General features: G+C 63.6%; 21 protein-coding genes and 1 tRNA gene. 12 read left to right on the top strand and 10 right to left on the bottom strand.

Going from position 1 to position 21,949, the window contains the following annotated elements; all coding sequences use genetic code 11:
• Positions 1–34: 34 nt before the first annotated feature.
• Positions 35–1,696: an OFA family MFS transporter gene (locus AC1RMG_RS30870; RefSeq protein WP_011058735.1), complete on the bottom strand. Its 1,662-nt coding sequence runs from the start codon at positions 1,694–1,696 to the stop codon at positions 35–37.
• Positions 1,697–2,038: 342 nt separating this feature from the next.
• Here AC1RMG_RS30870 and AC1RMG_RS30865 point away from each other — a divergent pair, with 342 nt between their 5' ends.
• The 4 genes from AC1RMG_RS30865 to AC1RMG_RS30850 all read left to right on the top strand — a co-directional run bounded on the left by AC1RMG_RS30865 (position 2,039) and on the right by AC1RMG_RS30850 (position 5,778).
• Positions 2,039–4,264 (top strand): AsmA family protein, encoded by a 2,226-nt coding sequence (locus AC1RMG_RS30865; protein ID WP_015633825.1) that lies wholly within the window; start codon positions 2,039–2,041, stop codon positions 4,262–4,264.
• Positions 4,261–5,328 carry an A/G-specific adenine glycosylase gene (mutY, locus tag AC1RMG_RS30860; protein ID WP_493170957.1) on the top strand — a complete coding sequence of 356 codons (1,068 nt, stop codon included), beginning with the start codon at positions 4,261–4,263 and terminating at the stop codon, positions 5,326–5,328. The genes AC1RMG_RS30865 and mutY overlap by 4 nt, the downstream gene beginning before the upstream one ends.
• On the top strand, positions 5,325–5,597 hold the full coding sequence (locus AC1RMG_RS30855; RefSeq protein ID WP_011058732.1) for an oxidative damage protection protein: 273 nt from the start codon (positions 5,325–5,327) through the stop codon (positions 5,595–5,597). The genes mutY and AC1RMG_RS30855 overlap by 4 nt, the downstream gene beginning before the upstream one ends.
• 105 nt (positions 5,598–5,702) lie before the next feature.
• Positions 5,703–5,778 (top strand) — tRNA-Phe (locus tag AC1RMG_RS30850).
• 265 nt (positions 5,779–6,043) lie between these two features.
• Here the strand turns inward: AC1RMG_RS30850 and AC1RMG_RS30845 are convergent.
• The 3 genes from AC1RMG_RS30845 to AC1RMG_RS30835 all read right to left on the bottom strand — a co-directional run bounded on the left by AC1RMG_RS30845 (position 6,044) and on the right by AC1RMG_RS30835 (position 7,591).
• Positions 6,044–6,367 carry a hypothetical protein gene (locus AC1RMG_RS30845; protein WP_019093884.1) on the bottom strand — a complete coding sequence of 108 codons (324 nt, stop codon included), beginning with the start codon at positions 6,365–6,367 and terminating at the stop codon, positions 6,044–6,046.
• A gap of 171 nt (positions 6,368–6,538) precedes the next feature.
• On the bottom strand, positions 6,539–6,997 hold the full coding sequence (locus AC1RMG_RS30840; RefSeq protein ID WP_493170955.1) for a carboxypeptidase regulatory-like domain-containing protein: 459 nt from the start codon (positions 6,995–6,997) through the stop codon (positions 6,539–6,541).
• Between the two features lie 252 nt (positions 6,998–7,249).
• The gene (locus AC1RMG_RS30835) at positions 7,250–7,591 is read right to left on the bottom strand and encodes an isochorismate lyase (RefSeq protein WP_011058729.1); all 342 of its coding nucleotides are present in this window, start codon (positions 7,589–7,591) and stop codon (positions 7,250–7,252) included.
• Positions 7,592–7,713: 122 nt separating this feature from the next.
• Between AC1RMG_RS30835 and AC1RMG_RS30830 the strand changes: the two genes are divergently transcribed.
• Both AC1RMG_RS30830 and AC1RMG_RS30825 read left to right on the top strand, forming a co-directional pair.
• Positions 7,714–8,043, top strand: coding sequence for a hypothetical protein (locus tag AC1RMG_RS30830; protein WP_065364819.1), 330 nt, complete (start codon positions 7,714–7,716; stop codon positions 8,041–8,043).
• A gap of 49 nt (positions 8,044–8,092) precedes the next feature.
• Positions 8,093–9,070, top strand: coding sequence for an alpha/beta hydrolase family protein (locus AC1RMG_RS30825; protein WP_041115266.1), 978 nt, complete (start codon positions 8,093–8,095; stop codon positions 9,068–9,070).
• Here AC1RMG_RS30825 and gltS read toward each other — a convergent pair whose 3' ends face one another.
• From gltS to AC1RMG_RS30810, 3 genes are read right to left on the bottom strand one after another with little or no spacing between them, the layout of a single operon-like run.
• Positions 9,071–10,279, bottom strand: coding sequence for a sodium/glutamate symporter (gene gltS / locus AC1RMG_RS30820; protein WP_065364941.1), 1,209 nt, complete (start codon positions 10,277–10,279; stop codon positions 9,071–9,073).
• A gap of 52 nt (positions 10,280–10,331) precedes the next feature.
• On the bottom strand, positions 10,332–11,270 hold the full coding sequence (gene hutG / locus AC1RMG_RS30815; RefSeq protein ID WP_493170954.1) for a formimidoylglutamase: 939 nt from the start codon (positions 11,268–11,270) through the stop codon (positions 10,332–10,334).
• A gap of 18 nt (positions 11,271–11,288) precedes the next feature.
• Positions 11,289–12,014, bottom strand: a complete 726-nt coding sequence (locus AC1RMG_RS30810; protein ID WP_019093890.1) for an IclR family transcriptional regulator — start codon at positions 12,012–12,014, stop codon at positions 11,289–11,291.
• A 259-nt stretch (positions 12,015–12,273) separates the two neighbouring features.
• Between AC1RMG_RS30810 and AC1RMG_RS30805 the strand changes: the two genes are divergently transcribed.
• Positions 12,274–12,678, top strand: a complete 405-nt coding sequence (locus tag AC1RMG_RS30805; RefSeq protein WP_493170952.1) for a hypothetical protein — start codon at positions 12,274–12,276, stop codon at positions 12,676–12,678.
• A gap of 82 nt (positions 12,679–12,760) precedes the next feature.
• Here the strand turns inward: AC1RMG_RS30805 and AC1RMG_RS30800 are convergent, their stop codons facing one another.
• The 3 genes from AC1RMG_RS30800 to gabP all read right to left on the bottom strand — a co-directional run bounded on the left by AC1RMG_RS30800 (position 12,761) and on the right by gabP (position 17,048).
• The gene (locus tag AC1RMG_RS30800; RefSeq protein WP_011058722.1) at positions 12,761–13,081 is read right to left on the bottom strand and encodes a hypothetical protein; all 321 of its coding nucleotides are present in this window, start codon (positions 13,079–13,081) and stop codon (positions 12,761–12,763) included.
• A gap of 358 nt (positions 13,082–13,439) precedes the next feature.
• A complete protein-coding gene (locus AC1RMG_RS30795) occupies positions 13,440–15,470 on the bottom strand; it encodes a DKNYY domain-containing protein (protein ID WP_493170950.1) in 2,031 nt (676 codons plus the stop codon).
• A gap of 186 nt (positions 15,471–15,656) precedes the next feature.
• A complete protein-coding gene (gene gabP, locus AC1RMG_RS30790) occupies positions 15,657–17,048 on the bottom strand; it encodes a GABA permease (RefSeq protein WP_011058720.1) in 1,392 nt (463 codons plus the stop codon).
• 565 nt (positions 17,049–17,613) lie between these two features.
• On the opposite strand from gabP, the gene AC1RMG_RS30785 reads away from it, so the two are divergent.
• The 5 genes from AC1RMG_RS30785 (at position 17,614) to AC1RMG_RS30765 (ending at position 21,857) form a co-directional block, all read left to right on the top strand.
• Entirely contained in the window at positions 17,614–18,387 is a 774-nt protein-coding gene (locus tag AC1RMG_RS30785) for an ABC transporter ATP-binding protein (protein ID WP_011058719.1), read from the top strand.
• 13 nt (positions 18,388–18,400) lie between these two features.
• Entirely contained in the window at positions 18,401–19,153 is a 753-nt protein-coding gene (locus AC1RMG_RS30780; protein WP_053155975.1) for an ABC transporter substrate-binding protein, read from the top strand.
• Positions 19,154–19,218: 65 nt separating this feature from the next.
• Positions 19,219–19,911, top strand: coding sequence for an ABC transporter permease (locus AC1RMG_RS30775; protein ID WP_011058717.1), 693 nt, complete (start codon positions 19,219–19,221; stop codon positions 19,909–19,911).
• Positions 19,911–20,600 carry an ABC transporter permease gene (locus AC1RMG_RS30770; protein WP_011058716.1) on the top strand — a complete coding sequence of 230 codons (690 nt, stop codon included), beginning with the start codon at positions 19,911–19,913 and terminating at the stop codon, positions 20,598–20,600. The genes AC1RMG_RS30775 and AC1RMG_RS30770 overlap by 1 nt, the downstream gene beginning before the upstream one ends.
• 48 nt (positions 20,601–20,648) lie before the next feature.
• Positions 20,649–21,857, top strand: a complete 1,209-nt coding sequence (locus AC1RMG_RS30765) for a methyltransferase (RefSeq protein WP_493170948.1) — start codon at positions 20,649–20,651, stop codon at positions 21,855–21,857.
• Positions 21,858–21,949 lie beyond the last annotated feature (92 nt).

Here is a 21,949-nt window from a genome sequence, read left to right as displayed (position 1 = left end):
CTCCTGCGCAGGAGCCCGCTGGCCGGCGAAGCCCTTAATGGAACAGCACCGCAGTCTTCTGCAGGGTGACCCACACGCCCCACGCCAGGGGAATGCCCACGGCCAGCCAGGCAGCGATCACCAGCGGCAGGCTGGCGGATGAGGCCTTCCATTCCAGCACGACGCTGTTGTCGGCGCCCTTGTCATGGCCCAGGGCCTGCTCGGCCGCCAGTTGCTCGTCGGTCATGAAGTACTTGTCGGCCACCGGGCGCACCAGCAGGTTGCACAAAAAGCCCAGCACCAGCAGGCCGGCGAGGATGTACAGGGTGATGTCGTAAGCCGCAGCGCGCTCGACGCCGATGCTCAGCTGGTACTCGCGCAGGTAGTTCACCAGCACCGGGCCCAGCACGCCCGCCGCGGCCCAGGCGGTCAGCAGGCGACCATGGATAGCGCCCACCATCTGGGTGCCGAACAGGTCCGCCAGGTAGGCCGGCACCGTGGCGAAACCGCCGCCGTACATCGACAGGATGATGCAGAACGCCGCCACGAACAGGGCGATATTGCCCAGGTGGCCGAGGTTCGGGATCAGCGCATAAAGGGCAAAGCCCAGGGCAAAGAACACGAAATAGGTGTTCTTGCGGCCCAGGTAGTCGGAGAACGACGCCCAGAAGAACCGCCCGCCGATGTTGAACAGGCTCAGCAAACCGGTGAAGCCGGCGGCAATCGCGGCAATCTGCGCCAGTTGCCCGGCGTCCAGCTGGCTGAAGGTCAGGCCATTGCCCAGCAGCTTGCCGGCAAACACTTCCTGCAGCAGGGGCGAGGCCATGCCGAGGATGCCGATACCGGCCGAAACGTTGAGGCACAGCACCAGCCACACCAGGCGGAACTGCGGGGTCTTCCAGGCCACGTTCACGTGCACGTGGCGGTGGGTGATCATCGCATTGGCGGCTTTCTTCGCCGGTGCGGTCCAGCCCTCAGGCTTCCAGCCGGTAGGCGGAACCCGGTAGGCCAGGGCGCCACCGATCATGAACACGAAGTAGATGGCCGCCATCACCAGGAAGCTCTGCCACACGCCAACGCTGGTCGGCGTTGCAAAGTGGCCCATCAGGGCCGCCGCCAGGGGCGCACCGACCATGGCGCCGCCGCCAAAGCCCATGATCGCCATGCCGGTGGCCATGCCGCGCTTGTCCGGGAACCACTTGATCAGGGTCGACACCGGGGAGATATAGCCCAGGCCCAGGCCGATACCGCCGATGACCCCGGAGCCTATCCACATCAGCCAGATCTGGTGGGTGTAGATCCCCAGCGCCGAGATCAGCAGGCCGCCGCACCAGCACAGTGCCGAAACCACACCGGCCTTGCGCGGGCCGGCATGTTCCAGCCAGCCGCCCCAGATCGCCGCCGAGCACCCCAGGAAGATGAAGAACAGCGTGTAGATCCAGCCGAGCATGGAGATCGGCCAGTCACACTGGGACGAAAAGATCTGCGCGATGAAGCCCATGCCGGGCTCGCAAGCCACGGGCGCACTGACGCCCAGGGCCTTGGACAGCGGCAGCCAGAACACCGAAAAGCCATAGGCCATGCCGATGCACAGGTGGATGGCCAGAGCGGCCGGTGGAACCAGCCAGCGGTTGAAACCGGGCTTGGCGATGATGCGTTCTTTGGACAAGAACGCTGGCTGAGCGGACGGACTGGCCGCCGCGTTGCTAGTGCTCATGGATGTTTCCCCCAATTATTAGAATTGTTCATCGGCCACTCTTCTGCGACGACCTTGGCACACCGGCGCGGTCGTTTTATTGAGTAAAGCTCCATTTGGGCAGACGCGACATTAAGTCGCACAAGGGCGGACGAACCGCGAGAGGTTACCATTTGCGACAAACTAAAAAACCAAACTGACATCACCTTTTTTCCCGCAGCTGCTTTGCCCACAGGCCAGGCCGCTGGCCAAAAAAAACCGCTACAACGAAAAAACCTCTAACTGCAATGGGTGACCAGTCGTCAGGTTCAGAGCGCTATACTCCCCCGCTAAATTTTGAATTCGACATACAAGGACTCGCCCATGAAAGCGTTCGGCAAAATCCTGGGTCTGGTAATTCTCGGGCTGTTGCTGATCATCGTGGCTCTGGGCTTCGCCCTGACCCACCTGTTTGATCCCAACGACTACAAAGACGAGATTCGCCAGATTGCCCGCGACAAGGCCCACATCGAGCTGACGCTCAATGGCGACATCGGCTGGAGCCTGTTCCCCTGGCTGGGCCTGGAACTGCACGATGCCGGCGTCGCCACCCTGGCCAACCCGACCCAACCTTTCGCCGACCTGCAGATGCTCGGCCTGTCGGTCCGGGTGTTGCCGCTGCTGCGCCGCGAAGTGCAGATGAGCGATGTGCGTGTCGAAGGCCTGAACCTGCGCCTGACCCGCAACAAGGACGGCCACGGCAACTGGCAGGACATTGGCAAGGCCGCACCGACCGACAAGCAGGCCGAGACTCCGGCCGCCAGCACCGGCGAAGCCAGCCAACCACCAGCCGGCGCGGACAAACCCGCGCAGCCGATCCGCCTGGACATCGACAGCCTGACCGTGAACAACGCCCGGGTTGAGTACAACGATGAACAGACCGACAAGCAGTTCACCGCCGAAAGCATCCAGCTGAGTACCGGGCCGATTCACGAAGCCACCAACACCCCGGTCAAGCTCACGGCCTTCCTCGCCAGCAGCCAACCCGCAGTGCGCGTGCGCACCGAACTCAATGGCGAACTGCGCTTCGACCGCGCCCTGAAGCGCTACCAGTTCGAAGACATGCGCCTGTCCGGCGAAGCCGCCGGCGACCCGTTGCAAGGCAAGACCCTGACCTTCGCAGCCCAGGGCCAGCTGCTGCTGGACCAGGCCGCCAACGTTGCCCAGTGGACCGGCCTGAAGGTCTCCCTCAATCAGTTGCGCGCCCTGGGTGAGCTCAAGGTCAACGACCTGGACAAGACCCCGCAGATCAGCGGCGGCATCTCCATTGCCCAGTTCGACCTGGCGAGATTCGTCGACAGCATCGGCCAGACCCTGCCCGCCATGGGTGAAGGCAGCCTGAGCAAGGTCGAGCTGGTCAGCCGCCTGCAAGGCACGCCCACCAGCCTGGCACTGGAAGACCTGAACCTGAAGCTCGACGACAGCACCTTCAGCGGCCGCCTGGCCATCGAGGACTTCGACAAGCAATCCCTGCGCGCCCAGCTCAAGGCCGACACCTTCAATGTCGACCGCTACCTGCCGCCCAAGTCCGCCGAAGCCAATAGCGCGGCATCGGCCCGCAAGGCCGAAGTGCAGAGCAGCGAAGCCGATGCCATGGCCGGAGCCGGCAGCACCCCGCTGCCCAACGCACCGACCAAGGGCGCCTGGAGCACTGACCGCCTGCTGCCGGTGGAGCGCCTGAGCAAACTCGACGTCGATGCCGACCTGAACTTCGGCCAACTGACCCTGGACAAGCTGCCGATCCAGAATGCCGCACTCAAGGCCTCCGGCCAGGGTGGCCTGCTCAAGCTTTCCAGCCTGCGCGGCGAGCTGTACAACGGCAGCTTCGATGCCAGCGGCAACCTCGATGTGCGCCAGAGCACACCGCAGTTGAGCTTGCAGACCAAGATCAACCGGGTGCCGGTGGAACGCATCCTCGAAAGCCAGGGCCAGAATCCTCCGGTCAAGGGCCTGGTGACTCTGAACAGCAACCTCAGCGGCAGCGGCAACAGCCAGAAGGCATTGATCGACAGCCTCAACGGCACCGCCAGCTTCGTCATCAACAACGGCGTGCTGCTCAACGCCAATATCGAACAGCAGCTGTGCCAGGGCATCGCCGTGCTCAACCGCAAGAACCTCAGCAGCACGCCACGGGGCAAGGACACGCCCTTCCAGGAGCTCAAGGGCAACCTGACGCTGCGCAATGGCGTGGCCAGCAACCCGGACCTGAAAGTGCGCATCCCCGGCATGACGGTGAACGGCAACGGCGACATCGACCTGCGAGTGCTGGGCATGGACTACCGGGTCGGCATCATTGTCGAAGGCGACCTGCGGGATAACCCGGACCCGGCCTGCCAGGTGGGCGAGCGCTTTACCGGCATCGAGCTGCCGCTGCGCTGCCGCGGCCCGCTGGAGCTGGGGGCCAAGGCCTGCCGCCTGGACAAGGACGGCCTGGGCCAGGTAGCGGCCAAACTGGCCGGTGACCGCCTGCAGCAAAAGATCGACGAGAAACTGGGAGACAAGGTCAGCCCGGAACTGAAGAACGCGCTCAAGGGGCTGTTCAAGCGATGAGAGCCGAGGCGTTTTCAACGGCGGTGCTGGACTGGTACGACCGCCACGGCCGCCATGACCTGCCCTGGCAGCAGGACATCAACCCGTATCGGGTGTGGGTCTCGGAGATCATGCTGCAACAGACCCAGGTCAGCACCGTGCTCAACTACTTCGACCGCTTCATGGCCTCGCTGCCCACGGTGCAGGCCCTGGCCGAAGCCCCGGAAGACGAAGTGCTGCACCTGTGGACCGGCCTGGGCTACTACACCCGGGCGCGCAACCTGCAGAAGACCGCGAAGATCGTCATGGCCGAATACGGCGGCGAGTTCCCCCGGGACGTGGAAAAGCTCACCGAGCTGCCGGGCATCGGCCTGTCCACCGCCGGCGCCATCGCCAGCATCAGCATGGGCCTGCGGGCGCCGATCCTCGACGGCAACGTCAAGCGGGTGCTGGCGCGCTTCACGGCCCAGGAGGGCTACCCCGGGGAGCCCAAGGTGGCCAGGCAGTTGTGGGCCGCCGCCGAGCGCTTCACCCCCCATAGCCGGGTCAACCACTACACCCAGGCGATGATGGACCTGGGGGCGACGCTCTGTACCCGGAGCAAGCCCAACTGCCTGTTGTGCCCCCTGGAGCGCGGCTGCGAAGCCCACATGCTCGGCCTGGAAACCCGCTACCCGATTCCCAAGCCACGCAAGGAAGTGCCTCAGAAGCGCACCCTGATGCCGATGCTGGCCAACCGCGAAGGCGCCATCCTGCTTTACCGGCGGCCCTCCAGCGGCCTCTGGGGCGGGTTGTGGAGCCTGCCGGAGCTGGATGGCCTGGACGACATCCAGCACCTGGCCCTGCAGCACTCCCTGGAACTGGGCCAGCAACAGCAGATGCCCGGGCTGGTGCACACCTTCAGCCACTTCCAGCTGGCCATCGAACCCTGGCTGATCCGGGTCGAAGAGTCGGCCCTGCACGTCGCCGAGGCCGACTGGCTCTGGTATAACCTCGCCACCCCGCCGCGCCTGGGCCTTGCCGCCCCGGTGAAAACGCTGCTCAAACGCGCGGCCGAAGTCTTGAATGCAGGAGAGTCGTCATGACCCGCACCGTAATGTGCCGCAAGTACCAGGAAGAACTGCCGGGCCTGGAGCGCCCTCCCTACCCGGGGGCCAAGGGCCAGGATATTTTCGATCACGTCTCGGCCAAGGCCTGGGCCGACTGGCAGAAACACCAGACCCTGCTGATCAACGAAAAGCGCCTGAACATGATGAATGCCGACGATCGCAAATATCTGCAGGGCGAGATGGACAAGTTTTTCTCCGGCGAGGAATACGCCAAGGCCGACGGCTACGTGCCGCCGGCTGAGTAAAGCTGTTGAAAATCGGGGGTGGAACGTAAGCGACGGTAATAATTAAACATTTTTTTCAAAACTTGCTTGACGCCCCCCTGAAAAACCCGTTTAATGCGCCCCGTTGCCCAGATAGCTCAGTCGGTAGAGCAGGGGATTGAAAATCCCCGTGTCGGCGGTTCGATTCCGTCTCTGGGCACCACCTTCAGCTTTCAGGTGGTGTATGCATCACGTGAAAGCAACCAGAAAACCCGCCTAGTGCGGGTTTTTTGTTGCCTGAGATTTGGCCCTTCCCCGTATAACCTGCACCGCCAAGAGTGTTGCACCCCGGCAGAAATACCCCGCCCCCCATGACCCGACTCAAGTCGTGGCTTGCCGGCACTCTCTCAGTTTGCCAACCCTTCAGGCTGCCCCCCCCTGTGGGGACTTAAGGGCTGCGTCAGGCCAGTTTGAAGGCAGCCCGAATCCTATCGATCCTGGCTGCCTTCACTCATTATCTGCCTGCGCCGATCAGCGGCCCCGTCTACAGCCTCCATCGCCTGCCCCTGGGCCACATCGAGCAGGGCCACGCCATCACCGAGCAGCAACGAGGCGATGTCGGCGATCTGGAACAGATCGCTGGCGTCGGCAGCTTGCGCGGTCATGCAGGACAGGCTGTTCACCAGCTTGTGGAGGACGCGTATGCGCTGATCGGCGCAGGCCAGAAGATCGAACAGCGGCACGCGGGGTAGGAAACGGTCACAAGATCCGGCCACGCCGAAGCGTGCCCGCGTACAGCTGCCATAACGCATAGACAGCAAACAACACCCAAAGCGCTGGGTGCTTCTTATGATCAGGTTCCTACACCCGGCCGCTGATTTGGCAGCGACCCGCAAAAACCCTGAATCACTCGATTCAGGGCTTTTCATGCGTGCAATTGGCCATTGCCCAGACTCAGCACCGGGCAACATTCCAGCCCTCTCTCAGTAACCGTTATTCCAGTGGACGTTGAGATCACGCATGGTCGCCACTTTCATATCGACCATGCTGCACTGTTCCAGCCCTTTGCGGGTGGTGATGACCTGGTATCTGCCGGCCGGCAACTGCACAAAGACGATCGGGCCCACTCCGCTCAGGCTCAACAGCTGATGCCCTTGCGGGTTCTGGATCAGCACATCGACATCCGAGGTGTATTCATTCCCTGAGCCGACGGAAAAGGTCATGTGCAGGTTGTAACCCTTGGCCTGCTGAATGGCCCGCGACTCGTCCAGGCCGATGCCGCCGCTGACATAGGAAATGCCGTTCTGTTGCAGCGGCTCCAATTGCACGCCAGCCGGGTCGATCGGCTCATTGCTGGTGGAGGCGGAGCGCACGCTCACTGGTGCGGCCAATAGCAGCACCGCGATAACACCTGACAGGACACTCATAGAAAAGGACTTCATGATGACCACTCCCGGGTTCGTCTCGAACCACTGAATGGGACGCCACCGTCAGGCCTCTAGCCCCGGGACGGCAGCGCCCGGGTCTCCCCTGCTTCATCTTGAATGGCCAGGCCATGTCTCAGGCCAGAAGCCGAATGAAAACCCTCGCTCGCCTTGTGCAACCAGGCTCGCCCATAGCTCCTGCTATTGAGTGTAAAACCTGACACAGGGCGGTTTAGATCGATTCGGCGTGAGGCCTTTAACCAAAGGTACCTAGGCTAGGGGACCAGCCCCTCGGCTCGGAGCCTGCGCCGCCTGCCAATGCTTCATCTCCTCGGCGATGAAGTGCTGCACCAGATCGCTGTACATCTTCTCGATGGCATCCGGGTTCAGGCCTTCGGCCGCCGCCCAATCGCGACGAGTGGCCAACATGGCTTTGAAACGCTCCTCGGCGCGCACGGTGGCCGCCGAGGTCTTGAATTTCGATGCCGCCAGTACGTACTGGAAGCGCGCGCCGAGCAAGGCGATGACCGCTCGATCCAGGGCATCGATTTCCCGGCGGATATCGTCCATGCCCTGGCATTGTTCCGGGCTCATCTGGTTCTTCACTTCCATGCTCAAGGCTCCATCGACGAATAGGGATACCCGGGCTCAACCGGGCCCGGATTATTCCCATGGGCCCGCCTGGGAGTAAAGTTGCAGGCATCCGCCCATCCGGGCGCAAAGGAACTGCTCTCGTGAACCAGAAACGAACCCGAGTCCGCCTGCCCCATCCCCAGCCCGGCAAGACCCGCAGCGGGGCCTGGTTTTTTTTGCTGATCGGCAGCGTGCTGCTGGCACTGACTGCGCTGCTGGGCTGGACCCTGGTAAGCGCGCTGCTGGACGGGCAGATCGTCACCAGCAACCGTGCCGGGCCGAAGCTCGCCTACAGCCAGGCGTTGCAGCCCACCCAGTTCTATATCGAGCTGCTCTGGCAGGGCACCAGCACCCTGTTGCTAGGAGCCCTGGCAGTTGCCGCGCTGTGGATCGCCCGGGTATTAATGGGCGCACAAAAAAATCGTCGCTGAACGCCTGGGGTCGCTCCGGCCCGTTACAGCCGCCAAGGAACAACCGCCCATGTCCCTGCTGTCCTCGCCCGACCTGCCTGCCGCCCGCCCCGCCACTGCCGAGCCGGCGCCCGGCCCCAGTGAACGCTTCAGCGAAGTGGCGGCGGACGGTTTCCGTCTTGGCGGCTTCAGCTGGCGCCACGCGCAAGCCGATCCGGCGCGCGCAGTGGTGATCATCAACGCCGCGACCTCGGTGCGCTGCCGCTATTACTTTCGCTTCGCCGACTACCTGTTCGCCAACGGCTTCGACGTGATGACCTACGACTACCGCGGCATCGGCGAGTCGCGCCCGGCCTCGCTCAAGGGGCTCAAGGCATCCTGGTCGGATTGGGGCGCGCTGGATTTCGAAGCCATGCTGCAACGCGCCCGGCGCGAGTTTCCCGGGCAACCGATCGACGTGGTGGGCCACAGCTTCGGCGGCTGCGCCCTGGGCCTGGCGGCCTCCGCCGGGGTGATCCGCCGCGCGGCCACCATGGGCGCGCAGTTCGCCTACTGGCGCGACTACGTGCCCGCCCAGCGCTGGCGCATGCTGGGCAAGTGGCATGTGCTGATGCCCCTGCTGACCCGCCTGTACGGCTACTTCCCCGGCAAGCGCCTGGGCTGGATGGAAGACACCCCCGCCGGGGTGGTCCGCGACTGGGCCACCCCGCACCCACGCTACGAAGGCCGCCCCAGCGGCCGCAGGCTGGCCGCAGAGCGCAGTGGGCAGCCCTTCGCCCAGGTCAGCGCCCCGATCCTCGCCATCAGCGTCAGCGACGACCCCTTTGGCACCGTGGCAGCCATCGAGCGGCTACTGGGCTACTTCGACAACAGCACGCGCACCCATTGGCGCATTCGCCCCGAGGACATCGGTGAGGTCGAGATCGGCCACTTCGCCTTCTTCCACAGCCGCTTCGAAAGCCGGCTCTGGCCGCTGCTGCTGCACTGGCTGCAGCACGCAAGCCCGGCCCCGAACAGCCCGGGGCAAGAGCTGACGCCGGGGCGCTGATCAGGCAAAGGCGTTGATGAACCAGGTGATCAGCGGGATCGCCACGATGTCGATCAATACCGCACCGCACAGCGGCACGATGATGAAGGCCTTGTAGGAAAAGACCTTGTAGTGATCACAGATCGCGCCCATGTTGGCCACCGCATTGGGCGTGGCCCCCAGGCCGTGGCCCATGAAGCCGGCACACAACACCGCCGCGTCGTAGTTGCCGCCAAACAGGCGGAACAGCAGGAACACGCACAGCAGCACCATCACCAGTACCTGCACCACCAGGATCACCAGCAGCGGCAGGCCGAGCTGTTCCAGTTCCCAGAACTTCAGGCTCATCATGGCCATGGTCAGGAACACCCCCAGGCATACGTCGCCCAGGGTGCTCACGGCGCTGTCGGGGATGTCGATGATCCGCGCCCGGTCATTGAGATTGCGCAGGATGATCGCCACGAACATCGCCCCCACGTAGCTTGGCAGGACGATGCCCAGGTGCTCGTTCAGCGCGCTACCGATCCAGAAACCCAGCACCATGATCAGCAGAATGCAGGTCAGCAGGCGCAGCAGGGTCGGCGCATCCAAAGGCGCCACCGAACCCTGGGCAGCGTTTTCCAGGTGCTGCAGGGTACTGACCTGATCGGCCTGGATCTGCAGGCGGTTGCGCTCGATCAGCCAGCGCGCCAGCGGGCTGCCCAACAAGCCGCCGGCAACCATGCCGAAGGTGGCCGAGGCCAGGGCCGCCGTGGTGGCCCCCACCGCCCCGAGGTTTTCCGCGATCGGGCCAAAGGCCGCCGCCGCGCCAAAGCCACCCTCCAGGGACACCGCACCGGCCATGATGCCCAGCAGCGGGTCGATGCCCAGCGCCTTGGCGGCACCGACCCCCACCAGGTTCTGCAGCAGCGCCAGGGACCAGCAGGCCCCCAGATAGACGAACAGGATCTTGCCGCCACGACGCAGCAGGCCGAGGCTGCCCCCCAGGCCCACGGTGGTGAAGAACGCCACCATCAAGGGCGTCTGGATCGCGGTGTCGAGCTTGATCGCCAGCAGTTGCTGATCGCGCAGCAGCCAGACGATCAGGGCAAAGCCGAAACCGCCGATCACCGGCGCCGGGACACAGAGCTGGGTCAGCCAGCGGCTGCGTTTCTTCAGCTGGGCTCCCACCCCCAGCAGGATCAGGGCCAGCGCCAGGGTGGTCAGCGCGTCCAATTCAAAAGTCGGCATGGCAAACATCTCTTCTTGTCATTGTGGTGTTGCGCGGCGAGGGGCATGCCCCTCAGTGAATCAGGCTGGCCAGCAGACGCGCGGCCACGCGGGCGGTGCGCTGGTCCTGGTCGAGCCCGGGATTGAGTTCGGCAATGTCGGCCACGCGCAATTTGCCGCTGGCCCGAGCACGGCGTACCAGGTGCTCGACCACCTGCACATCCACCCCGTGGGCCGAGGGCGCGCTGACGCCGGGAGCCTGGCTGGCCGGCAGCACATCCAGGCACAGGGTCATGTAGAGCACGTCGATACCGTCGAGAAAATCGTCCAGGCAGGCCTCGACTGCCGGCAGGTTCCAGCCCTGCATCTGCCGGTCCAGCAGGTAGCGCACATCGAGTTCCCGGGCTTGCTCGAACAGCGCCTGGGTGTTGCTCAACTCGCTGACCCCCAGGCAGCAATACTCGAAAGGCATGCCGGCCTGCCGGCAGTATTCGGCGATCTGCCGGAACGGCGTACCGGAGCTGCTTTGCGGCGCATGGCGCAGATCGAAGTGGGCATCGAAATTGAGAATGCCGATGCGCGGGCAGGGCTGTTGGCGGCGCAGGTGATCGGCCAGGCCACTGAAGCTGGCAAAGGCGATTTCATGACCACCGCCCAGCCCCAGGGCCAGGTGCCCCTGTTCGAGCAACAGGCCGAGGCGCTCGGCGTAGCGCTGCTGGGCGCTTTCCAGGTGGTGGTCGGTGCAGGTCACGTCCCCTGCGTCGTACAGCGGGCCGGTGCCGTGCCAGGCCAGGTTGGCCAGGGCCGCGCGCAAGGCTGCCGGGCCCTGGCTGGCACCGGTGCGCCCCTGGTTGCGCTTGACCCCCTCGTCACAGGCCAGCCCGAGCAAGGCGATACCCGCCGGCTGCTGTTCGGCCCAGGGCTGCACCCACTGGTGCCAGCGCCGGGCGGCAAGGCCTTCGGCCAGGTCGATACGACCCTGCCACAGGTGCATGGGGGCGGTGCTGATCATGGTCTTGCTCCAGTCAATTCAATCCAGTCGGGCGCTCAGGCGCTGGGCCGCTTCGCGGGTCCAGCGGATCAGCCGCTCACTGCGCTGTTCGGCGCGGAACGCCGGGGCCATGAGGCTGATGGCGCCTTGCAAGCGGTCACGGCTGTCCAGCAAGGGCGCGCTGACACCCCAGATGCCCAGATCGATCTCGCTCAGGCTCACCGCATGCCCGGCGGCGCGAATGGCCCCGTAGCTGTCCAGGTGCGCGGCGAAATCCGCCTCCTCGACGCCCTGCTGGCGCAGGATCGACAAGCACAGCTCAGGCTCCATGTAGGCCAGCAACACCTTGGCCGAGGCGCCCAGCAGCAGCGGCTGCGCCAGGCCTTTCTGGTAGCAGCAGCGCAAGGGCTGCGGGCTATCCACCAGCTCGATGCAGATCGCCTGCCCGTTGCTTGGCACCATCAGCGCGACGCTTTCCTGGCTGAGTTCGGCCAGACGGTTGAGCTCCGGCTTGGCCAGGGTCACCAGCAGGCCTTCGCGGTCGAACTTCTTCGCCAGTTGCAGGCAAGCGGGCCCTGGCAGGTAACGGCCCTGGCCATTGTCCTGGGCCAGCCCCCAGCGCAGCAGGGTCTTGAGGTGGCGATAGGTGCTGCTCAGGGGCTGCTGCAGGTTCAGCGACAGCTCCTTGGCAGACATGGCCTCCGGGGATTGCCCCAGGGCCACGAGTATTTGCAGCAGACGGTCAGTGGGCGTGTGGTAGTGCATAGCGGCCTCTTGCAGCCATGGTGCATGGAGTTTCCCGGCAAATGAAATCAGATTCCCAGGCAGTGGGAAAAGGCTGCAAAAAACCTTTGGCACAGGTGCTGCGCCGCAATGGACCTCGGCCCATGCAGGATCGTCGGTACCCGCCTTGAGGCCTTGGCGGGTGCCAGCGCGGCGATTTGCTGGCATCCTTTCCCGCCTGACCGGCCGTTCGCCCCGAATCCGCGAGCGCCGCCCCTTTGCGCAACAAGGTAAGACGCCCATGGCATCGATCGACAAACAACACAAACGTGCCGCCCGGGCAAAGGCCAAGCAGAACCGCGCCAAGCGCACTGCACCGACCTCGGAGCTGGAACTGGACCCCAACGACAGCCGCATCGACTTCGAATCGGTGGACCTGACCGAGCTGTTCGTGAAGATGCGCGACGCCGAGAAAACCAGCCAGCAGGAACTGTGCACGGTCTTCCTCTCGGACCCGCTGCTGGAGCTGGTCTATGAGCAGGAGGGCGAACAGGGCGCCACGGACTTCATCCTTGCGGCGCTGATCGAATACCGTAACTGGTCCACCGAGGCCGACGAGGCCTCGGCCCTGGCCTGGATCGAGTCCGAGGCCTTCCAGGCCGACTACATGGCCGCATCCCAGGCACTGTTCAGCGCCGAAGGCTGAGTTTCTTCCGGGCATGAAAAAAGGGCGCATTCAGCAATGAATGCGCCCTTTTCCGTTTCAGCTAAACAGCCTGGCGTGATGCTCAGGCAGCTTCCAGCCGAGGGATTTCCATGCCGATGCGCGAGCTGGCGAAGTTCAGGTCGCCGCTGGCGATGGACTGGGCCTTGAAGCCTGCGCCGATCAGGTCGCGTACATACAGCTTGTTGTAGATGAACATGAACACCAGGTTGCTCAGGCCGAAGGTGAACATGGCCAGCAGGAACATGATGGCAGCCCATTTCCAGTCGGCGCGGAACAGCGCCGGGATGAAGCCGAAGAAGAACACGGTCCAGGAGAAACCAACTGGCGCTTCCTTGATGGCTCCGGTGTTCGGGTTTTTGAAGATGATTTTAGTGAACGCCATGCGCGTCTCCTTGCCGCCCTTTCTTTAAGGGACCAATGGCCGGGCGATCACCATTGAACCCTGAATGCTCGTTCTTCGAGCCGGGACTGTCAGGCAGGCGCTGACACTCAGGAACCATGGCGGCTACGCAGGGAACAAGGGACAGAGGCAGAAGGCGGATTCAGGGCCCCGACAAGCATTCAATCCCTTGCAATACAGCGCTATTCCATAGCTCCTCTCACGCTGGCACGCAAGAGCTCTTATCGAAGAGCGCGCAGGCTACTATTTCGCCAGCGGGCTGTCCATGAAACGCCATGTAACAAGTCACAAATCCAGCAAAAAGGCCACCGTCAATGCTGACGGCAGCCTTTTTTGCCTTTCAGAACGCCAAACTCTCAGAGTCGGCGTCCCCTGCCGGGGCCTTCTTCAGTGCCTGGTGGTACTGCTCGGCGCTGATTTCGCTGAGCGTCGCGTAACCGTCGTACTGGTAGAAACGCTGCTTGTCCCGGGCATAGCGCTGGGCAACAAACTCCAGGCTGGCCAGGTCGATGCGCTTGGCACTCACCGGCCGCCGGCCACAGAACAGCTTGCGCGTGCCCAATTGCAGAAAGTCCGGATGAGGAACCATCACTTCCTCCGGGCTGAATTCAACCTCCAGCGGTTTGCCGGCAGCAAACATCAGTGTCGCGGTGAAGGCGTAGCTGCCCATGACGCGAGTGTGCGCCGGGTCGAGGGGCTTCTTTCTTGCGCCGTAGTAGTACACCGCCCCCTTGTCCCGGGCCCAGCCATGCCCGCATGACTCGAAGCTGGCCAGATCCGCTTTGGCCATAGGCTCGGGCACCTGATAAAAGACACTGTGGCAAAAAACCCTCTGGCCATCGGTCAGGTACGGGCCGCCCAGGGCACGGTAATGATCGGCGCAGGCCGAAGAGAATCGCTCCGGCACCCGGGTCTCGGCGCGATGAAAGGGGATCAGATACAAGCCATTGGCGTCGCCACACAGGTGTGTGTCCAGCAGCTTGAAACTGCCGGCATCCAGACCATTGATGGGGCGGCCATGGAAGTGCACCTGGCTCCCCAGCTCGAACCCGGAGCCGATGGAACGCAAGGCCTGGGCTGTTGACGCCGATGGTGCCTGCAAGTGATGCCACCAATAATCTTGCAACTGCGGATGCGCCTCGAAGTACGCCGACCACTCTTGCAGCATGGTGTCATCGATCACCCCATCCGAACCGAGCGGGCCGTGCCTGTCACCCACCAGCAACGGCGAATAGTTGCCTTCGCCACGCTCCAGCTGGGCCACTACAAAACTCTCTACATCCACGTCCAGCGGCTTGCTGCGCCGGTAGACGCGATGCCGGTCAGCGTAGTAATCGAATCCCAGGTGACGGAAACTCGGGCCATCGGCACCACGCAGGCGGGTGCCATTGCGGTAGACGAACTGATCGTCCACGGCAAAGTACGGGTCCGCCGCTTCACTCTGGCTCAAGATCCGGCCACCGGCATCGAACACCGACTGAACACGGTTCAGCAGGCGGAAGTCACCGACATAGCGCAGGGTTTTTCCGGTCAGGTAATAAGCCCGCCGTGCGTCCTTGGCGTAGCGCTCGTTGAGCACGCTGAAAGTCGCCAGATCGACGTTGTCGATACGGTAGAAATACTCATAGGCGATGCTCGAGCCCTGCTGCGCCTGGACGATCACCGAATGCCCATCCGTACCCCAGCGCCAGGCCAGCATCTGGAAGCCATCCGGATTGGCAATCGGCAACGGCGAACCGTCCTTCTGATGCAGCACAACGCCGCCCCGGCAGACTTGGCCGCTGATCACTTGATAAGCCGGATGGTTGGTACCGCGTACCTGCTGCTCCGCGCTGGCGATCGCCCGGGCGCCGAGGAAGACCTTGTCCCCGTCACTGAACAGCACCGCCCCCGCAGGCCAGTTTTCTGGCACCGGGTGCACAAGCGCCAGGCGCTCAGGCTGCGCGCCGTCGATCACCTCCTGCCCGTAGTCATGACAGAAGTAGGCACGGCACTGATCACGCCAATGGTCATGGCCCAGGCTCTGCAAGCCCCGACACGCACGCACCGGCAAGGCTTGCAACGGGTGGTAGCCATAACGCGCGAAGTAACGGGGCAACGCATAATAATCGGCCCGCGCATCACGCAGCAGGTGCCGATGAACACGATGTCGCCAGAGCGGCTCGCCCTCTACCAGGGGGGAAGCCGGGAATTGCTCGGTCGCGGCCTGGCAAGCCTGCTCAGCCGGGGTCCGCCCTTCACGCTGCAGCATGAGGTACACGTCCCGGGCTCGCTCCTCCACCAACAGCGCCCCCTCCACGAAGGCGAACCCTTGATGCCATTCGAGGTCGAGCAGTTCCCACTCGGCATCATCCATATCCAGGTCTTTCATCGCTGCATCCCAAGCTAACCGAGTGGCGGATTATCAGCAGGCGCCCCGGGTGGGTAAAGCGCCCCGTCGCCAGGCCGCGAGCGAGCCTCTGCCCGCCACCAGCAGCCCCCCCAAGTTGCATCCGGACATGAAAAAGGCCGCGGTCATTTCTGAGCGCGGCCTTTTCATAAAGAGCGGAGCAAACCGTCAGTTCAGTGCCAGGGCACCATTGCGCTCGGCCTTGCGCCGACGGGCCACCATCAGGCCGGCAGCGATGACGATGACACTCAGCAGGCCAGTGGCAAGGATCTCCACCCGGTGCTCTTCCTGGAACAGCATGATGCCCAGCACCGCGACGATGAACACGATCACAGCGTAAGTCAGGCCCGGGAACAGCCACATGCGGAAGGCGATCTTCTCGCCGGCAGCCATGCGCTTGTGGCGCATGCGCAGTTGCGAGACGGCAATCACCAGGTACACCAGCAAGGCAATGGCGCCGGAGCTGGCCAGGAGGAATTCGAACACCGCCGCCGGAGCGACATAGTTGGCGAACACCGCGAGGAAGGCCGCAGCGGTGGACAGGATCACCGCCCAATAAGGCGTGCCGCTGGCGTTGGTGCGCTTGGCGGCGGCCGGGGCATCGCCACGCTTGCCCAGGGAGAACAGCATGCGCGAGGCAGTGTAGAGCGCCGAGTTCAGGCAACTGGTCACGGCCACCAGCACCACCAGGTCAACGATCAGCTTGGCATTGGGGATGCCCATGCGGTCGAGCACGGTCTGGTAGGAGCCGACCTGGGCCAGGCTCGGGTCGTTCCACGGCACCAGGGCCACAACGATAAAGATCGATACCAGGTAGAACAGGCCGATCCGCCAGATCACCGAATTGGTGGCCTTGGAGATCTGCTTGCCCGGGTTGTGGGATTCCGCCGCGGCGATGGTGACGATCTCGGTGCCCATGAAGGAGAACATGGTGGTCAGCATGGCGGCCAGTACCGCGCCCATGCCGTTGGGCATGAAGCCCTGGGTGTCCACCAGATGCGATACGCCGCTGACCTGGCTGTTGGGGAGCAGGCCGCAGATGGCGGCGAGGCCGAGGATCACGAAGCCGATGATGGCTACCACCTTGATCAGGGCGAACCAGAACTCGAACTCACCGTAGTTCTTCACGCTGAACAGGTTGGTGGCGGTAAGCAGCAGGGTGATCACCAGAGTGAAGACCCAGATCGCCACGTTGGGGAACCAGGCATGCAGGATGGTCGCGGCAGCGTTGGCTTCCAGGGGAATCACCAGCACCCAGAACCACCAGTACAGCCAACCGATGGTGAAACCGGCCCAGTGGCCGATGGCGCGGTCCGCGTAGGTGGAGAACGATCCGGTGTCCGGCGAAGCCACGGCCATTTCCGCCAGCATGCGCATCACCAGCACCACCAGGGTGCCGGCGGCAGCATAGGCCAGCAGCACGGCGGGGCCGGCTTCGGCAATGGCGTGGCCGGAGCCGACGAAGAGGCCTGCGCCGATCACGCCGGCAATCGACAGCATGGTCACATGCCGCGGTTTGAGCCCCTGTTCGAGGTCATTGGAGAGTTGCGTACCGCTCATGAAAAGCACCTTTGCAACGAAAAAAGAGTAACTCCACCCGGTCTGCATTCGTTCTCGTAAAAAGAATCCAACAGGGCGTTCTTTATATCGCACGCAAGAATTGCGCCAAAATGTTACAGAACCCCGGGCAACAAGGGTTGGCGAGCCGACCGATGGAAATCCCAAGTCATTGAGAACAATGGCATTTCGCCATTTCGTTACCGGCCGACTCACTTGCAGGACGAAATGACGCACCAAAAACACACCCGAAAAGCAGCCGATGAGCGATTAGAGTGCAGATCCATGACCTTTGGCCCGTTAACCCTTCCAACACCCGGCCAAAGCTGGCACCATCGCGCCTTTTTTTACGCGACACCTACCGGATTTCAGGCGGATCCAGGGTTCAAACAGGCGTTCGGTTGTTGATGGGGCGACAGTCTTCTGTGCTGATGCGACAACCTGCCACACACCGTCTGTTTACCTCCGGTAGCGCTGTTGGCTGCGCTTGGAACCCTATGCTAGCTTGGCGCCTCGCCAGGAAGGCCGCCCAACAGCAGGAGCACAATGAACTCAATGAGGACCGCACATGGCTGAGGCCACGCCCGCGCTTGAAATCCGCAACTTGCACAAACGCTACGGCACTCAGGAGGTACTCAAGGGTATCTCGCTGACCGCACGCGACGGTGACGTGATATCGATCCTGGGTTCCTCCGGCTCCGGCAAGTCCACTTTCCTGCGTTGCATCAACCTGCTGGAAAACCCGCACCAGGGCCAGATCCTGGTGGCCGGCGAAGAGCTCAAGCTCAAGGCCGCGAAAAACGGCGAGCTGGTAGCCGCCGACGGCAAGCAGATCAACCGCCTGCGCAGCGAAATCGGGTTCGTCTTCCAGAATTTCAATCTCTGGCCGCACATGAGCGTGCTCGACAACATCATCGAGGCGCCACGCCGGGTGCTGGGCCAGAGCAAGGCCGAGGCCATCGAAGTGGCCGAGGCGCTGCTGGCCAAGGTCGGCATCGCCGACAAGCGCCACGCCTACCCGGCACAGCTGTCCGGCGGCCAGCAGCAGCGCGCCGCCATCGCCCGGACCCTGGCGATGCAACCCAAAGTCATCCTGTTCGACGAGCCGACCTCGGCCCTGGACCCGGAAATGGTCCAGGAAGTCCTCAACGTGATCCGCGCGCTGGCCGAAGAAGGCCGCACCATGCTGCTGGTCACCCACGAAATGAGCTTTGCCCGTCAGGTCTCCAGCGAAGTGGTGTTTCTGCACCAGGGTCTGGTAGAAGAGCAAGGATCGCCACAGCAGGTCTTCGAGAACCCGCTTTCGGCACGCTGCAAACAATTCATGTCCAGCAACCGCTAACGGAGCTACACGCATGCAGAGCTATAAGAAAATCCTCCTGGCCGCTGCCGTCACCCTGGCCTTCAGCGCCAGCGCTGCCGCCGAGACCCTGAAGATGGGCATCGAAGCAGCCTACCCACCGTTCAACAACAAGGACGCCAGCGGCCAGGTCGTGGGCTTCGACAAGGACATCGGCGACGCCCTGTGCGCCAAGATGAAAGTCGAGTGCACCGTGGTCACCTCCGACTGGGACGGCATCATTCCGGCCCTGAACGCGAAGAAGTTCGACTTCCTGATCTCCTCGCTGTCGATCACCGATGAGCGCAAGCAGGCGGTGGACTTCACCGACCCGTACTACTCCAACAAGCTGCAGTTCATCGCCCCTAAAGACAAAACCGAGTTCAAGACCGACAAGGCCTCGCTCAAGGGCAAGATCATCGGCGCGCAACGGGCGACCCTGGCCGGCACCTGGCTGGAAGACAACCTGGGCGACGACATCACCATCAAGCTCTACGACACCCAGGAAAACGCCTACCTGGACCTGACGTCCGGCCGCCTGGACGCGATCCTGGCCGACAAGTACGTCAACTACGAATGGCTCAAGAGCGACGCGGGCAAGCCTTATGAGTTCAAGGGCGAGCCTATGGTGGAAAGCGACAAGATCGGCATTGCCGTGCGCAAGAAAGATCCACTGCGCGAGAAGCTGAACGCCGCCCTGAAGGAAATCGTGGCCGACGGCACCTACAAGAAGATCAACGACAAGTACTTCCCGTTCAGCATCTATTGATACTGACTTGCCTGACCGGCGCTCACCCCCTGGGCGCCGGTCCTTAGCAAAGCCATCCAGACCCCATGAATATCGATCTCTACGGATTCGGCCCGGCGCTCGCCGCCGGCGCGCTGATGACCGTCAAGCTGGCCCTCTCGGCGTTATGCCTGGGGCTGGTGCTCGGCCTGCTCGGCGCCTTGGCCAAGACTTCCCCGTACAAGCCACTGCGCTGGCTTGGCGAAACCTATTCGACCATCGTGCGCGGCGTCCCGGAACTGCTGTGGGTGCTGCTGATCTACTACGGCACGGTGAACATGATGAGCGCGCTGGGCGAGCATTTCGGCAACCCCGACCTGGCCCTCAGTCCGTTTCTCGCCGGGGTGATCGCCCTCGGGCTGTGCTTTGGCGCCTATGCCACTGAAGTGTTTCGTGGCGCGATCCTGGCCATCCCCAAGGGCCACCGCGAGGCCGGCACCGCGCTGGGCCTTTCCAAGTTTCGGATATTCAGCCGCCTGATCCTGCCGCAGATGTGGCGCATCGCCCTGCCGGGCCTGGGCAACCTGTTCATGATCCTGATGAAGGACACCGCGCTGGTGTCGGTGATCGGCCTTGAAGAAATCATGCGCCACGCGCAGAACGCCGTGACCTTCGCCAAGCATCCCTTCACCTTCTTCATGGTCGCGGCCTTCATGTACCTGGGCCTGACCGTGCTGGCCATGACCGGCATGCACTTCCTGGAAAAACGCGCCGCCCGCGGCTTTGTGAGGACGACGTAATGGAATGGGAAGTCATCTACAAATGGCTGCCGAAGTTCATCCAGGGCGCGACGCTGACCCTGGAGTTGGTGGGCATCGCGGTGATTCTCGGCCTGCTGCTGGCCATCCCGCTGGGCATCGCCCGCTCGTCCAAGCTCTGGTACGTGCGCGCCCTGCCCTACGCCTACATCTTCTTCTTTCGCGGCACGCCGCTGCTGGTGCAGCTGTTCCTGGTGTATTACGGCCTGGCGCAGTTCGATGCGGTGCGCGACAGCTTCATGTGGCCCTACCTGCGCGACCCGTTCTGGTGCGCCACCGCCACCATGACCCTGCACACCGCGGCCTACATCGCCGAAATCCTGCGTGGCGCAATCCAGGCCATTCCGCCCGGTGAAATCGAAGCGGCGCGGGCCCTGGGCATGTCCAGGCCCAAGGCGCTGTTCTATATCATCCTGCCGCGGGCGGCGCGCATCGGCCTGCCGGCCTACAGCAACGAAGTGATCCTGATGCTCAAGGCCAGCTCCCTGGCCAGCACCGTGACCCTGCTGGAGCTGACCGGCATGGCGCGCACCATCATCGCCCGCAACTACCTGACGGTGGACATGTTCTTCACCGCCGGGGTGTTCTACCTGTTGATGTCGTTCATCCTGGTCCAGGCCTTCCGCCAACTGGAACGCTGGCTGCGGGTCGACGCCTGCCAGGGACGCTGATCTTCTCCCGCTCCCGCCAGGGAGCGGGCCTGCCCCGGACTCGACACCATGCTCGCCATCCTCCAAGGCCCCGCGCTGCTCGATCGCTTCCAGGCCCTGGACGGCTTCCTGCTTGAACACCAGGATCTCTGGCGGCCTCGTCCGTTCCAGTATCTGCAGCTGCCCTGGGAAACCTCCTACCCGGAACTCGCCCAGTGGCTGCGCCAGCGCACCCTGGAAGACGCCGAGGCTGCCCACAACCACCCGGAACACCTCCAGGCACCCGCCCCCTTCGGCGAATTGGCCGCGCGCTCCGGGGCCCTGTCTGCCGTGGCCGAATGGCCCGGCCAGGCATTGCCGCCCCTGCGCCAGCGCCTCAGTGTCGACGTCCCCGGGCGCAAATGGCAGCAGATCGAAGCCTTCGCCGGCCGCCTGCACTTCACCCGGGCAACCGAGCACTGGCTCGACTGGTGTTCGGGCAAGGGCCACCTGGGGCGGCGCCTGCTGCAGCCCGGGCAACAACTGACCTGCCTGGAATACGATCCGGCGCTGGTGACCAGCGGCGCGCAGCTGAGCCAGCACCACGGCCTGCCTGCCCGGCACCTGCACCAGGATGTACTGGCCGCCGACGCCCACCGCCACCTCGATGCCCGACACACCCCAGTGGCCCTGCACGCCTGCGGCGACCTGCATGTGCGCCTGATCCAGCTGGCCAGCCAGAACGGCTGCCAACAACTGGCCATTGCCCCTTGTTGCTACAACCGCACCCGCGCCAGCCACTATCAGGGGTTATCCACAGCGGCCCAGGCATCACACCTGCAACTGTCCCTGGAGGACCTGGCCCTGCCCATGAGCGAAACCGTCACCGCCGGCGCCCGGGTGCGGCGCCAGCGCGACAGCTCCATGGCCCGCCGCCTGGCTTTCGACCTGCTGCAGCGGCAAGTGCGCGGGGTCGATGAATACCTGTCTACCCCGTCGCTGCCCAGCCACTGGCTGGACAAGCCCTTCGCCGACTACTGCCGCGACCTTGCCGCGCTCAAGGAGTTATCCACAGTGGGCCAGCCAGACTGGCCGGCACTGGAAGCCGCCGGCTGGCAGCGCCTGGCCCAGGTGCGCAACCTGGAACTGCTGCGCGGCCTGTTCCGCCGGCCATTGGAACTGTGGCTGGTGCTGGACCGGGCATTGTTTCTGCAACAGCAGGGCTACCAGGTACGCCTGGGCACCTTCTGCCCTGCGCACCTGACCCCGCGCAATCTGCTGCTTCTGGCGGAGCGTTGAGAGCCTGCGACGGCCTGTCGCGACCTGTGGATAAGTCTGTTGATGGAATTCAATGAAAGCCCATGAAAGCCTGGCCTGGAGCCAAAAACAGA

The sequence above is a fragment of the Pseudomonas sp. GW822-FHT04H02 genome, from assembly GCF_058800645.1.
This window is presented reverse-complemented; position numbering and strand designations above follow the sequence as displayed.